Origin of the sequence: Kribbella sp. NPDC048928 (genome assembly GCF_043197975.1) — a bacterium.
Lineage (GTDB): Bacteria > Actinomycetota > Actinomycetes > Propionibacteriales > Kribbellaceae > Kribbella.
In genome coordinates, this window is the sequence record NZ_JBICUC010000010.1 from 231,658 (window position 1) to 244,846 (window position 13,189).

Annotated in this window: 12 protein-coding genes and 1 pseudogene; 9 read left to right on the forward strand and 4 right to left on the reverse strand. The window is 68.7% G+C overall.

The window, feature by feature from the left end:
- Positions 1–3 precede the first annotated feature (3 nt).
- Genes ACGFI6_RS36105 through ACGFI6_RS36115 form a run of 3 tightly spaced genes read right to left on the reverse strand, consistent with a single transcriptional unit; the run spans position 4 to position 3,172 of the window.
- The gene (locus ACGFI6_RS36105; protein ID WP_393126787.1) at positions 4–897 is read right to left on the reverse strand and encodes a carbohydrate ABC transporter permease; all 894 of its coding nucleotides are present in this window, start codon (positions 895–897) and stop codon (positions 4–6) included.
- Positions 894–1,790, reverse strand: a complete 897-nt coding sequence (locus ACGFI6_RS36110; protein ID WP_393126789.1) for a carbohydrate ABC transporter permease — start codon at positions 1,788–1,790, stop codon at positions 894–896. The genes ACGFI6_RS36105 and ACGFI6_RS36110 overlap by 4 nt, the downstream gene beginning before the upstream one ends.
- Complete coding sequence (locus ACGFI6_RS36115; protein ID WP_393126791.1) at positions 1,790–3,172, reverse strand: ABC transporter substrate-binding protein; 1,383 nt, start codon at positions 3,170–3,172, stop codon at positions 1,790–1,792. The genes ACGFI6_RS36110 and ACGFI6_RS36115 overlap by 1 nt, the downstream gene beginning before the upstream one ends.
- A 126-nt stretch (positions 3,173–3,298) precedes the next feature.
- On the opposite strand from ACGFI6_RS36115, the gene ACGFI6_RS36120 reads away from it, so the two are divergent.
- Positions 3,299–4,510 (forward strand): ROK family protein, encoded by a 1,212-nt coding sequence (locus ACGFI6_RS36120; RefSeq protein ID WP_393126793.1) that lies wholly within the window; start codon positions 3,299–3,301, stop codon positions 4,508–4,510.
- Here the strand turns inward: ACGFI6_RS36120 and ACGFI6_RS36125 are convergent.
- Complete coding sequence (locus ACGFI6_RS36125; RefSeq protein WP_393126795.1) at positions 4,507–5,976, reverse strand: PLP-dependent aminotransferase family protein; 1,470 nt, start codon at positions 5,974–5,976, stop codon at positions 4,507–4,509. The two genes, ACGFI6_RS36120 and ACGFI6_RS36125, sit on opposite strands and share 4 nt — an antisense overlap.
- Positions 5,977–6,099: 123 nt before the next feature.
- Here ACGFI6_RS36125 and ACGFI6_RS36130 point away from each other — a divergent pair, with 123 nt between their 5' ends.
- From ACGFI6_RS36130 to ACGFI6_RS36165, 8 genes and pseudogenes are all read left to right on the forward strand, one after another.
- Entirely contained in the window at positions 6,100–7,179 is a 1,080-nt protein-coding gene (locus ACGFI6_RS36130) for a Gfo/Idh/MocA family protein (protein WP_393126796.1), read from the forward strand.
- Between the two features lie 2 nt (positions 7,180–7,181).
- Positions 7,182–7,544, forward strand: coding sequence for a cupin domain-containing protein (locus tag ACGFI6_RS36135; protein ID WP_393126798.1), 363 nt, complete (start codon positions 7,182–7,184; stop codon positions 7,542–7,544).
- Positions 7,541–7,882 carry a Tm-1-like ATP-binding domain-containing protein gene (locus tag ACGFI6_RS36140; RefSeq protein ID WP_393126800.1) on the forward strand — a complete coding sequence of 114 codons (342 nt, stop codon included), beginning with the start codon at positions 7,541–7,543 and terminating at the stop codon, positions 7,880–7,882. Before ACGFI6_RS36135 ends, ACGFI6_RS36140 begins: the two co-directional genes overlap by 4 nt.
- Positions 7,828–7,983 (forward strand): annotated as a pseudogene (locus tag ACGFI6_RS36145) (phosphoenolpyruvate hydrolase family protein); the annotation flags it as partial. The gene ACGFI6_RS36140 and the pseudogene ACGFI6_RS36145, both read left to right, overlap by 55 nt.
- A gap of 124 nt (positions 7,984–8,107) precedes the next feature.
- Positions 8,108–9,607, forward strand: a complete 1,500-nt coding sequence (locus ACGFI6_RS36150) for a sulfatase-like hydrolase/transferase (protein ID WP_393126802.1) — start codon at positions 8,108–8,110, stop codon at positions 9,605–9,607.
- Positions 9,604–10,932, forward strand: coding sequence for an ABC transporter substrate-binding protein (locus tag ACGFI6_RS36155; RefSeq protein ID WP_393126804.1), 1,329 nt, complete (start codon positions 9,604–9,606; stop codon positions 10,930–10,932). Before ACGFI6_RS36150 ends, ACGFI6_RS36155 begins: the two co-directional genes overlap by 4 nt.
- 7 nt (positions 10,933–10,939) lie before the next feature.
- Entirely contained in the window at positions 10,940–12,145 is a 1,206-nt protein-coding gene (locus tag ACGFI6_RS36160) for an ROK family protein (RefSeq protein ID WP_393126806.1), read from the forward strand.
- A gap of 71 nt (positions 12,146–12,216) precedes the next feature.
- Complete coding sequence (locus tag ACGFI6_RS36165) at positions 12,217–13,188, forward strand: enolase C-terminal domain-like protein (RefSeq protein ID WP_393126808.1); 972 nt, start codon at positions 12,217–12,219, stop codon at positions 13,186–13,188.
- Position 13,189 lies beyond the last annotated feature (1 nt).

The window sequence follows — 13,189 nt, forward strand, 5'->3', positions numbered from 1 at the left end:
ATGTCAGCCTTTCAGTCCGGTCAGTGCGATGCCTTCGACGAAGTACTTCTGGGCGAAGGCGAACAGGATCACGATCGGCAGCAGGACGACCGCGGCCGCGGCCATCAGGTACCCCCACTGTGCCGTGTAGGTGCCCTGGAACGAGGCCAGCCCCATCGCCAGCGTGTACTTGTCGGAGTCGTTCAGGTAGATCAGCGGCCCGAGGTAGTCGTTCCAGACCCCGAGGAACGTGAACACCCCGACCACGGCCAGCGCCGGCTTCGACAGCGGCAGGATGATCCGCCAGTACACCTGGAACGGCGTCGCGCCGTCGATGTACGCCGACTCGTCCAGCTCGTACGGGATCGACAGGAAGAACTGCCGGAGCAGGAAGATGTTGAACACCCCGGTCCCGAACCAGTGCGGCAGGATCAGCGGGACGTACGTGTTCACCAGCCCGAGCTTCTGCCAGAACAGGAACGTCGGGATCAGCGTCACGGCGTACGGCAGCATCACCCCCGACATCAGGATGCCGAACACCAGGTTCTTGTGCCGCCAGCGCAGCCGCGCGAACGAGAACGCCGCCAGCGAGCAGGACAGCATCGTCCCGATCAGGACGCCCGCCTCGAGGACAATGGTGTTCAGGAAGTACCGGGCGAACGGGACCTGGGTGAGCGCGCCGGTGAAGTTGTCCCAGGCGAACGGCTTCGGGATCCACTCCGGCGGCGAGACGAAGATCTGCCCGGAGTCCATCAGCGCGCTCCGGACCAGCCAGATCAGCGGCAGCAAGGTCGGCACCGCGCCCGCGATCAGCAGCACGTACACGAGGAGCTTCTTCCCGATGCCCTTCGGCGCCAGCGGGCGCGACGCCGGTGGCGCCTTGGCCGCGGTGGTGGGTTTGTCCAGTACGGCGGTCATCGAGCACTCCCCGCCTCGTAGTAGACCCAGCGGCTCGAGTTGCGGAACAGCACCACGGTGACCGCCATGATCACCAGGAACAGCACCCACGCCAGCGCGCTGGCGTAGCCCATCTCGTTGTTGGTGAACGCGGTCCGGTACAGGTAGTAGATGTAGAACAGCGTCGAGTCGTTCGGCCCGCCCTCGGTCATCACCGCGGCCTGTACGAACACCTGGAGCGCCCCGATCACGCTCGTCACCAGGCTGTAGAAGATCGTCGGCGTCATCATCGGCAGCGTGATGTGCCGGAACTTCCGCCAGGCGCCGCCGCCGTCCACCGCGATCGCCTCGTAGAGCTGGCGCGGCACGCCCTGCAGTCCCGCCAGGAAGATGACAGCGACGTTGCCGAAGCCCCACACGGACATCAGGATCAGCGACGGGATCGCCGTGGACTCGTCGAAGATCCACTGCGACCGGGGCAGCCCGGCCTTCTCGGTCAGCGTGTTCAGCAGTCCGAAGTCCGGGTTGAACAGCCAGATCCAGAGCATCGAGTTCGCCACGATCGGCACGATCGCGGGCAGGTAGTAGATCACCCGGAAGAACGACTGGCCGCGGACCGGCTGGTTCAGCAGCAGCGCGACTCCGAACGCCACGATCAGCAGCAGCGGCACGGCGCCGAGCGTGTAGTACACGGTGGCCCACAACGACTTGTAGAAGCTGTCGTCGGCGGTGAACATCCGCTTGTAGTTGGCCAGGCCAACGAACTTCGGGGCGGCGCCGATAGTCCAGTCGGTCAGGCTGATCACCGCGGACGCGATCATCGGCAGGAACGTGAAGGCGACGAACCCGATGATCGCCGGCAGCGCGAGCAGGACGCCCCAGCGGGCCTCCTGCTTCATCGGAGAGGACGGCATCACAACTCCTGGGTGGGCCACTTGCCCTGCAGCAGCGCCTGCATCTTCGGCTTCAGCGCCTTCACGATGTCGATCGGGGCGCCCTTGTTCAGGCTGATCTGCTCGATCGCCGGGTCGAGCACCTGGTGGATGCGCTCGGAGTTCTTCATCTGCTGACCCCAGTCGGTGACGCCGTGCTTCGCGGTGGTGTCGACGACCGCGGTCCGGAAGTTCGGCGGATACTTGTCCTTCAGCACCCACTTGTCGATCTCGGCCTCGTCTGTGTAGTACTTCTTCTGCAGCGGCGCCCACAGCCCGTCCTTGAACAGGTCCACGTGCTCGGGGTCGTTGTAGTAGAGGTAGAGCTCGATCGCCTCCTCCGGGTGCTTGGTCTTCGCGAAGATCGCCCCGGCCGCGCCGCCGGTCATGGTCAGCGACTCCTGGAACTTCGGGAGCACCGCGACGCCGAACGGCACCTTGCCCTCCATCAGGTCGAGCATCTGCCAGTTGCCGTCGATCACCATTGCGACCCGCTTCGTCTGCAGCTGGACGGCGGTGGTCGGCGCGTTCTTGCCGAGCTGGGCCGGGGTCGGCGCCACCCGGTGGACGTAGATCAGGTCCTGGAGCTTCTTCAGTACGTCGACCGCCGCCGCCGAGTCGAGCGCGAACTTCGTGCCGTCTTCGTTCACCATGTCGGCGCCGTTCGAGCGCAGCAGGCTGTAGAGGCCACCGCCGCCGAACGGCGCGATGGTGCCGAACTGCTTGATCTTGCCGCCGTCGAAGCCGTCCTCGGACGGATGCTTGCCGTTCTGGTCGACGGTCAGCTTGTCCGCGGCCTGGACGAAGTCGTCCCAGCTCCACGCGGTCTCGGCGGTGAACGGTGCCGGGTCGACGCCGGCCGCCTTGAAGGCGTCGGTGTTGTAGTAGAGGATCTGCACGCCCATCGCGAGCTGGTTCGCGGCGAGCTTGTCCTTGCCGTACCAGAAGTAGCTGCTCGGCAGCCGGTCCTTGAGCGCCGGGTACTTCTCGACGTACGGGAAGAGGTTGAGGATCAGGTCCTTCTGCGCCAGGTCGTACATCTGCGACGTACCGAGATAGCCGAGGTCCGGCGGCGTGTTCGCGGCGACCAGGCTGGACACCTTGGTCGGGTAGTTCGCGACCGGCACGAACATCGGGTCGACCTTCGCGCCTTTGTGTTCGCCTGCGTACTTCTTCAGCATCTGGTCGATCGCCTTCTTCTCGAAGGCCGAGCCCCAGTACATGAAGCTCAGTTGGCCGCCACCGCCGGCGGCGTCGCCGGATCCACCGCAGCCGGTCAGGACGGCCGGTCCCAGTCCGGCGGCGAGAGCGGTCGCGCCACCGGCTCGCAGCAGCTGGCGCCTGCTCGCACGAAACTCTGTCATCGGAATGCTCCTCGCTTCGTTTCGGTGAGCGTAGGGCGCTTAATGTCGATGGTCAACAGAAAGATGTTGATTCTGACATAATTGGGTCGACGTACCCTGACACAGCGCGATCGCAGAGGAGAGTCGATGAGCACAGTGCCCTCTCGGGTGTCCCCGCGAGCCTTCCCGCGGGTGTCCCCGTCGCGGATCGTCCGGGCCGGGGAGATCCTCGACCTGGTGCGGCGCGGTGACGCGAACACGACCGGGCAGCTCGCCGACCACCTCGGCATTGCGCGCTCGACGGTCAACGACCGGCTCGAGGTCCTGCTGGCGTCCGGGATGCTGACGCTCGACGGTGCGACCCAGGCCGGTTCCCGCGGCCGGCCGGCCGCGACCCTGAGCTTCAATCCGCGGTCGGGCGTGACGCTGGCGGCCCAGCTCGGGATCTCCGGCGTCCGGACGGCGGTCACGGATCTGTCCGGCGAGATCCTGGAGAGCCGGATGATCGACATCGACGTGACGAGCGGTGCCGGTCCGGTGCTCGTGCTGGTGGTCGCGGAGTTCGGGCGGATGCTGGAGCGGCTCGAGCTGGACCCGGCGCTCGTGCACGGGATCGGGGTCGGGATGCCGGCCCGGATCGAGCTCGCCACGCATGCGCCCGGTGCGGACTGGTCGAGCGAGGCGGTCGAGGCGGTGCTGACCGAGTGGCTGCCGGTACCGGTGTTCGTGGATCATGACGTGAACCTGCTGGCGTTCGGGGAGTTGTGTGCCCGTACGGATGCGCCGGAGGTGCTGATCAGCGTGAAGGCCGGTACGGTCATCGGCTGCGGGGTCGTTGTCAACGGCAAGGTTGTCCAGGGCGTCTCGAGCCTGGCCGGCGAGATCGGGCACACCCGCGTCGGCGTATCCGAGGAGCCCTGCAGCTGCGGGAACGTGGGCTGCCTGAACGCCGTCGCCAGCGGCGCTGCGCTCGCCAAGCGGCTGCGGGCGAACGGTGTCGACACGCCGAACGCGCGCGCGGTGGCCGTCCTTGCGCGGTCGGGTGACGTCGACGCCGGTCACGCCGTCCGGATGGCCGGCCGTGACATCGGCGACGTGCTGGCGAGCGTCGTGAACCTGCTCAACCCCGGTGTGATCAGTCTCTGGGGCTACCTCGCGGAGGCCGAGGACCAGCTGATCGCGGGCATCCGCGAGAGCATCGCGCGCTCGGCGCAGGCCGGGCCGGCCGGTGACGTACGGATCGAACCGGCGACGATGGGCGCGGACGCCGGCCTGTACGGCGCCGCAATGATGGTCGTCGAACACGCACTGAGCCCCGCCGCGGTCGACGCCTACCTGTTGACGCTGCAGTCCACCTAGGTGACCGCCGAGGTCAGCGTGACGTCGACCGTGGTGCGGTTCACGTAGTCGGTCCACGCCTGCGCGAGGCGCGTGACGCCCTGCGTCAACGTTGCCGTGGGCAACGCGTACGGGAGGCGGGTGTGGTGGTCGGTGCTGCCGTCCGCGGAGAAGACCGCGCCGGGCAGCAGCGCTACGCCGTACCGGAGGGCGATCTGGGCGAAGTGGGTGGCGTCGCCGTGCGGCAGCCGCACCCACAGCGAGGCGCCGGCCTCCGGCTCGCGCCACGACCAGTCGGGGAGGTGCTCCGCCAGCAGGCCGGTCAACGTCTGCAGTCCGACGGGCAAGGTCGTACGGCGCTCTGCCGCAGCCTGTTCGCGATGGTCGATCAGCCGGAGTGCGACCTCCTGGGCGACCAGCGAGCTGCCGAGGTCGGTGATGCCGCGGACCTGAGCGAACCGCGACACCACCTGCGGTACGGCACGGATCCAGCCGAGACGGAGGCCGCCCCAGAACAGCTTGCTCAGCGACCCGATCGTGACGAGCCGCTCGTGGGTCGCCAGCGCGGCGGGCGTCGATCGCCCGTCGAACGCCGTACCGGCCAGCGAAGTGTCGTCGACGAGCACCACCTCGTGCTGGTCGAGCAGCTTGGCGAGCCGCTGCCGCCGCTCGTCGGACAGGACGACGCCGGTCGGGTTGTGCGCGGCTGCCTGCACGTAGACGAGTCGTGGAGACTCGTTCGTCAGCAGGCGTTCGAGCGCCGCGACATCGAGGCCGTGTTCGTCGATCCGTACCGTCCGCAGCCGGCTGCCGGTCCGCGCGAACGCCTCGAGAGCCCCGCGGTACGTCGGTTGCTCGACGACCACGCCGTCGCCCGCCTGCAGGCAGCCGCGCGCCACGAGTTCCAGCGCCTGCTGTGCGCCGGACGTTATCAGGATGTCCTCGGGCGCCGTCGGCAGACCACCATCGCTGTACCAGCGGGCGATCCGCTCGCGCAGCGCCGGCAGACCGCGCAGGTGGTACCCGTGGTAGGTGCCGGTCAGCCGCAGGTAGTCGTCCCGGGTCAGTCCCGCGGCGACATCGGCGACCAGATCCAGGCTGGGGAGCGCGGCGGTGGCGAAGTCGATCGTTACCAACGGCCCGTTCAGGAACTGGCTGGCCGCGTGGTCGCCGGCGAGCCCGGACACCGTCTCCCGGTTGCGGTCCGGACTGACCCGGGTCCCGCTGCCCTGGCGCCGTTCGAGACGCTTGCTCTCCCGGAGCGCCTGGTACGCCGCGACGACCGTCGTACGGCTGACCGTCAGCGCCGTGGCGAGCGCACGCTCCGGCGGCAGGGCCGCGCCCGGTGGCAGCTCGCCGCGCTCGATCAGCTCGGCGAGGCTGTCGCTCAGCTGACGGTAGAGCGGCCCGGACCGGGCACCGGTGCCGACGAGCATCCGGGCGAGCTCGTCGGCCGAGAATCTGAGGCCATTACCGTGCTGAATCACAAACAGGGTCCAATTTCGTCGCTGTGGCTCTAGCTGCCCCCGGGTTTCGAACGCCAATCTAGGACGCGATCGAGCCTATTGGCCGGCGAGAAGAGGCGCAATGCGACGGACGGGAACCTGGCGATGACCGTGACCTATCAGTTCGAGTACTCCGAGCGTTTGCGGGTGGCCTTCATCGGCGCGGGCGGGCACTCGTACCGCAACGTCTATCCCGCGTTCCAGTACGCACCGGTCGATCTGGTCGCGGTCTGTGACGTGCAGCTCGATCGCGCGGAGACCTACGCGCAGCGGTTCGGCGCCGCGGCGGCGTACGACGACCATCGGGAGATGCTCGCGACCGAGCAGCCGGATGCGGTTTTCATCGTCACGTCCTACACCCCGGACGGCGACGTCCAGGCGACGGCGCTGGCCGAGGACTGTCTGCGGGCGGGCGCGCATGTGTGGATGGAGAAGCCGACGGCCGCCGGGCTGGCGCAGCTCGACCGGCTGCAGGTCGCCGCCGACGAGACCAGCCGCACGGTGATGACCGGGCTGAAGAAGATCTTCACGCCCGCGACGGAGAAGGTGAAGGCGATCATCGGTACGCCGGAGTTCGGGCCGGTGTCCTCGATCTCGGTCCGCTACCCGCAGGCCCTGCCCGCGCCGGACGACCGCTCGGACGACGTGCGGATGATCGGGTTCCTGGACCACATCTTCCACCCGGCCGCGATCCTCACCCACCTGATGGGCCCGGTGCGGAGGCTGAGCTACGAGTGGGAGCCGCGGACCGGCGCCAGCGTGTCGAGCCTGCTGTTCGAATCCGGGGCGGTCGGCACGTTGCACCTCGCCGCGGGCTCCGCGAACGGCGCGCCACTGGAGCGTGTCGAGGTGATCGGCGCCGGAGCGAACGTGGTGGTCGACAACGGTGTCCGGATCACCTACTACCGAGCCGGTGCGGAGCTCGGGTACGGGCGGTCGTCGTCGTTCGTCACCGACGACGCGGTCGCGCCGCTGCGCTGGGAGCCGGAGTTCTCGCTCGGCCAGCTCTACAACAAGAACCTGTTCTACCTCGGTTACGTGCCCGAGATCGTGCACTTCTGCGAGCACGTACTGGCCGGGACACCGGTCGAGAAGGGGACGCTCGCCGACGTCCGGGAAATCCTCAAGCTGTACGAGCTGTACCGCCGGCTGCCCGCCGGTGAGTCGGCCGAGATCGAGAGTTGATCATGGGAGAGAAGAGCCGTGTGACCGCCGCCGGCGCCGTGACAGTGGAGGAGCAGCCCTGGGGGCGGCTGGAGTGGATGGTGTCCGGTGCCCTCGGCAACTCGTCGACGATGACGGTCGGGCGCTGCTACATCCGGCCGGGGGAGCAGAATCCGCGGCACTACCACCCGAACTGTGACGAGGTGCTGCACGTGCTGCAGGGCACGATCGAGCACACCGTCGACGACGACCGGGTGACGATGGGGCCGGGCGACACGATCAGCATCCCCACCGGCGCGCTGCACAACGCCCGCAACATCGGTACCGACGAGGCGATCTTCATGATCGCGTTCTCGGCCCCGGATCGGCGGACGGTCGGTGAGTGACGTGGTCCCGGACGGACCGCAGGTCGCGGCGCCCATCTGGCCGCCGACGTGGACCGTTCGTCCGTGGCGGCCGCAGGTGGAGCGGACCTGGATGCGCCCTAGCACTCGGTGGGACGGGCGGTACGTCGATCGCCGCTGCGGCGTTCCGCGAGCTACCCCTGGGCGTACCGAAGGTGATCGTGTCGACCGCGACGTCCGGCGACACGGCGGCGTACGTGCGAGAGACCGATCTCGTGCTGATGCCAAGCGTCGTCGAGGTCGCGGGAGTGCGGTCGCCCACGAGCTCGGCCTGCTCACCACGCCGTACGTCTTCTCCAGCGCCGACGCGGTCGCGATGACCGAGGCCGGTGCCGATGTCGTCGTGTGCCATCTCGGCCTCACCACCGGCGGGTCGATCACCGCCACCACGAGCACCGTCGTGAACCTCCGGCGCAGCTAGTCCGGCCGGTTCCGGCGATTTCCTTCTGGCTGAAGTTAATGCCGGGCGAGTGGTTGACAGGCCACCGCCCGGCCACTTAACTTCAGCTGGAAGTAAACCCGTCGAACCGGACAAGGTGGGACGCGTGACTGACCGTCCGAACGTTCTGGTCGTGATGGCCGACGAGCAGAGCTGGAACACTCTGGGCTGTACCGGGAACCCCGCTGCGCAGACGCCGAACCTGGACGCGCTGGCGGGGGAGTCGACCGTCTTCGACGCCTGCTACACGCCGTTCCCGCTGTGCTGCCCGTCGCGGACGAGCCTGTGGACCGGTCTGATGCCACGGCACCACGGCGTCCTCGGGAACTGGCGCCCGATCGAACCGCAGCTGCGCGAGGCAGGCATCGCGCAGGCGTTCGCCACCGCCGGCTACCACACGCACTACAACGGCAAATGGCACGTGCCGGGCACGACCCCGGACCGGATGGGCTGGGCAGACAGCAGCGCGATCCCCGCAGTACTGCGGGGACAAGACCGCGGCCGCTACATCGAGGACTACCGCTCATGGGCCGGCGAGCGCGGGTACGCGTTCGACCCCGAGCACATCGAGAACCTCACGACCCAAGACCTCGCGGCGCTGCGGGAGCAGCCGTACGCGACCTCGAGCATCCCGCTCGACTCGTTCCTCGAGACGTGGCAGTGCGACACCTTCCTCGAAGGACTGGATCGGCGACCGGCGGACAAGCCGTGGCTGGCGGTCTGCTCGATGAACGCTCCGCACTTCCCGATGCTCGTCCCGAGTCCGTACGACCGGCTGATCGACCGCGACAAGGTGCAGCTGCCGGAGAGCTGGAAGACGGGGACGGCGACGAAGCCGCGCGAGGTCCGCGAGTCGCACTTCGCCCGCGACTTCGAGAACCTCGACGAACAGGGCTGGATCGAGGTGACCAGCCACTACCTGGGGCTCTGCGCGCTCGTCGACGCGCAGTTCGGCCGCATCCGCCGGTACCTCGAGGACGCCGGCGAGTGGGACCGGACGGTTGTGGTGTTCACGTCCGACCACGGCGACCTGATGGGCGCGCACCGGCTGATGGAGAAGGGCCACTGGCTGCACTACGAGGAGGATCTGCGGGTCCCGCTGATCGTGCGGCACCCGGACGGCCGGCAGAGCCGGAACTCGAACTTCGTGTCGATGGTCGACATCGCCGCCACGCTCGGTGAGCTGGCCGGCGTCGAGTGGCACGAACCGCATGACGGGCGGTCGTTCGCGAGCATGGTCGGCAACGACTCCGCGACGCCGACCCGCGAGTACGTCACCGCCGAGACGATGCTGCACGACGGCCGTCCCGGCGGGAACGGGGACCCGTTCCACGCAAAGGACTGGCAGTACCCGCAGGACAGTCTCAACCTGTCCGTCCGGACCGCCGATCACCGGTACGTCTTCCGCTCCCACGACGAGGCGGAGCTGTACGACCTGGCGGCCGACCCGTGGGAGCAGCACAACATCGCGGCCACGGCCGACGGCGCACAGACGGCTGCACTGCTGGCCGGGCTGCTCGCCGACGAGGTGGCCGACGTACTTCCCGAAGGCGCCGCTCTGGTTCGCGAGCGCGCATCAGCATCGAATGCGAAGGGCACATCATGACGTCGATCAAGGGCACCCCGCTGTCGCGGCGGACACTGCTGCGGTTCGGGGCGGCGGCGGCCGGAGTCGCGGCCGTCTCCTCCTGCACCCGCGGCCTGGGCGGCGGCGACAAGTCGTCGTCCGGCGGCGGCGCCGGCTCGTCGCTGGACGTGATGTTCTGGGGCGAGGGCGACCAGAACAAGAAGCTGATCGAGGCGCTCGACCTCTATCAGAAGAGCGAGGGCGCGACAAAGGTCAACCCGCAGTACTCCGGCTTCTCCGGGTACTACGACAAGCTCGCGACCCGCGTTGCCGGGGGCAACCCGCCGGACGTGTTCCAGATCCACCTGCCGTACCTGATGGAGTACATCAAGCGCGGTGCGGTTGCTCCGCTGGACCAGTACAAGGACGATCTCGGCCTGGACAAGATGCCGGACTACGTCGCCACCACTACGAAGGCCGACGGCAAGTACTACTTCGCGCTGCTCGGCGCGGCGACCCAGCCGGCCATCATCGTGAACACGACGAAGCTCAAGCCGCTCGGGTTGAGCGCGCCGAGTCCGGACTGGACGATCGACCAGTACAAGGCGACGATGGCCGAGGTCTGGAGCAAGAGCGGTCACAAGCTCGCGGGTACGGCCGACCTCGGCGGCAGCCCGATCGCGCTCGAGTCCTTCCTGCGCGGTCGCGGCAAGGCGCTGTTCGGCGACGGCAGCTCGCTCGGGTTCGCCGAGGACGACTTCGCTGCGTGGCTGCAGCTGTGGCAGGACCTGCGCGGCAACGGTTCCGCGGTGCAGATGGCGGTCACGGCTGCGGCGACCGGGTTCCAGAACGACCCGGTGACGGTCGGCAAGGCGGCGTACAGCGGCACCGCGACCTCACGGGGCCTGCCGTCGATGCAGAGCCTGACCAAGGACACGCTGAGCCTCGGTACGTTCCCGAGTGGCGGCCCGGGCTCCCAGCCCGGCACGAACATCATCCCGGCCGGCTGGTTCGCGATCTCGCCGAAGTCGAAGAACATCGAGGGCGCGGTCTCGATGCTGAAGTACCTGACCAGCCAGCCGGACGCCGCGCAGGCGATGGGTCTGGCGCGCGGCGTGCCGATCCCGGAGGCGATCAGGACCGACGTGGCGAAGACGGCGACCGGTCTGAACAAGCTCGTCCTCGAGAACTACGCGCTGGTCGCGTCGCAGGGCCCGGCGGCGCTGCAGATGTACCCGCCGGGTGCGAGCAAGCTGCTGCAGACGTCGCTGCCGAACGCGAACCAGGTGGTCGGCTTCGGCAAGAGCTCGGTGTCGCAGGCGGTGACCAAGTTCTTCTCCGACGCCAAGGCCGCGCTCAAGTGAGGCCTGCGTGAGGTCCGTCCAGCCGTTCGGCGTCCGGCAGCAGAACTACTCGGCGATCCTGCGTGCGGTGATGCGGCACGCGCCGATCGCGCGGTCCGAGCTGGCCGGGCTGACCGGGATGTCGACCGGCACGATGACGAAGCTGACCAGTCTGCTGTGCGAGGCCGGTCTGCTGCGTGAGCTGCCGGCCGGGACGGAGCACCGCTCGCTCGGCCGGCCGCCGACGCCGATGGTCGTCGACGAACGCACCTACCGCGTGGTGGGCGTGCACTTCGGACTGCGGCGTACGACGGTGTGTCTGCTTGATCTGCGCGGAACGCTGCTGGCCGAGGTACGGCTGCCGCACAAGAGCCGGCGGGCGTTCGAAGCGCTGGTGAAGCAGGCGATCGAGGGCGTCCAGCAACTCGTCGCGCAGCATCCGGGGACGGTTCTCGGGGTCGGGGCGAGCACCGGTGGCTGGGTCGATCGGGAGGCCGGTGTGGTCCGAGACCATCGGATGCTGCGGTGGCGGGATGTGCCGCTGCGCGACGCTCTCGGCGGTGGCCTCGGGCTGCCCACGGAGATCGACTCGAGCTTCCGGGCGCTGGCGATGGCCGAGCGGTGGTTCGGCGGCGCGCAGGGTGTGGACGATCTGATCGGTCTGTTCGTCGGCAACGTCGTCGGCGCGGGCTTCGTGATCGGCGGCCGGGTACGCGCCGGGCACCACGCGGCGGCCGGAAGCGTCGATCACCTGTCCGTCGGTGTGACCGCGGCCGACGTGTGCTCGTGCGGGCGGCGGGACTGCCTGCACGTCGCGGCCAGCGACTTGACTGTGCTCGCGCAGGCGCGGAAAGCCGGGCTGATCGGCGCTCGCGGGACGCTGGAACATCTCCTGCAGGCTGCGCGCGACGGAGACAAGCGGGCGGACCGGCTGCTGGTCGATCGCGCCGAGCTTGTTGGTGTCGCCGCGGGCACCTTGATCGACATGCTCGACCCGGAGTTGGTGATCGTCAGCGGTGGAGTGGTGGACGCACCGGAGTACTTGCGATCGGTGCAGCGCGGGGCCCGTGCGTACCTGCACGACAAACGTCCGGTGGACCTGGAGTCGGTGATCCGGCTGAGCGCCTTCGGTACCGACGGTGTGGCCGTCTCCGCGGCGAGCGTGATTCTCGACCGGATCTATGCGGCGCCCGCGGAGTTCGTCCCGGGCCTGCTCGAGCTGCGGTACGGGTGATTGGCATGGGTCCGTACGTCGAGTCCGCGCGGGTGTGGTCGCACCGGCCCTCGCCCCGGAGTATGTGGGTAATGGTCGAGCTGGTTGCCGACGGCATCCGTGGTGTCGGTGAGTTGTCCGACGGGGGACCGCTCGACGTTGTGCTCGAGGCCGCGCAGACGGTGCGGTCGTCGATCATCGGGTTGTCGCTGGAGCAGGCTCGGGTCGAGCTCGCGCGGCCGGCCGACAGCTTCCTGTGGTCGACAGTGCGTGGAGGCTTCGCGTCGGCGCTGGCGGATCTGACAGCGCGGCGCGACGGGCTGGCGGTCTCGGAGTCGTTGGGACTGGGCGCGCCGCGGCCGGTTCGGTTGTACGCGAACCTGAATCGGCGCTTCGGCGGTGACGGCGCGGAGACGATCGTCGCCGAGGCGGTTCGGGCCGCCGGCAACGGGTTCTCGGCCGTCAAGGTGGCGCCGTTCCTGGACAACCGGGCGCGCGGCATGTCGGGTACACGGCTGATCGACGCGGGGCTCGAGCTGGTCGAGAAGGTTCGGGCGGCGATCCCGGACGACGTGCGGCTGATGGTGGACTGCCATCACCTCGTACCGCCGGAGTTCGTGGCGGTCGTCGTACGGGAGTTCGCCGCGCTGGAGCCGTACTGGGTCGAGGACCTGATCGGCGATCGGACGGCAATCGAGGCCGCGGCCTCGGCGGGGCTGGCGTTGGCCGCGGGGGAGCACGTCTGGCAGCCGGAGCTCGCCGCGGCGGCGTGTGCGGGCGGTGCGTTGATGTACTGGCTGGTCGACCCGAAACACGCGGGCGGGCCGGCGGGTGTCGCGCGGATCGCGGAGGCGATCGGAGACACGTCGCTGACGTTCCACAACCCGAGCGGTCCTGTCGGTACGGCGCATGCAGCACAGCTCGCTGCGCTGGCGGGTGCGGACGGGTGGCTGGAGTACGCGTGGGGTGAGCTGGACCCCGCCGAGTTGGTTGTCGATGGCAAGTTCTTGCCGGCCGGTCCCGGGATCGGGGCCGCGGTGGTATGTCGAGTCGGAGAGGAGTGAG

What these genes read in the sequence shown, in the direction of transcription:
- ACGFI6_RS36115 (WP_393126791.1), bottom strand. Translation starts at nt 3,172, where the DNA reads ATGACAGAGTTTCGTGCGAGCAGGCGCCAGCTGCTGCGAGCCGGTGGC.
- ACGFI6_RS36155 (WP_393126804.1), top strand. Translation starts at nt 9,604, where the DNA reads ATGACGTCGATCAAGGGCACCCCGCTGTCGCGGCGGACACTGCTGCGG.
- ACGFI6_RS36105 (WP_393126787.1), bottom strand. Translation starts at nt 897, where the DNA reads ATGACCGCCGTACTGGACAAACCCACCACCGCGGCCAAGGCGCCACCG.
- ACGFI6_RS36165 (WP_393126808.1), top strand. Translation starts at nt 12,217, where the DNA reads ATGGTCGAGCTGGTTGCCGACGGCATCCGTGGTGTCGGTGAGTTGTCC.
- ACGFI6_RS36135 (WP_393126798.1), top strand. Translation starts at nt 7,182, where the DNA reads ATGGGAGAGAAGAGCCGTGTGACCGCCGCCGGCGCCGTGACAGTGGAG.
- ACGFI6_RS36130 (WP_393126796.1), top strand. Translation starts at nt 6,100, where the DNA reads ATGACCGTGACCTATCAGTTCGAGTACTCCGAGCGTTTGCGGGTGGCC.
- ACGFI6_RS36120 (WP_393126793.1), top strand. Translation starts at nt 3,299, where the DNA reads ATGAGCACAGTGCCCTCTCGGGTGTCCCCGCGAGCCTTCCCGCGGGTG.
- ACGFI6_RS36110 (WP_393126789.1), bottom strand. Translation starts at nt 1,790, where the DNA reads ATGCCGTCCTCTCCGATGAAGCAGGAGGCCCGCTGGGGCGTCCTGCTC.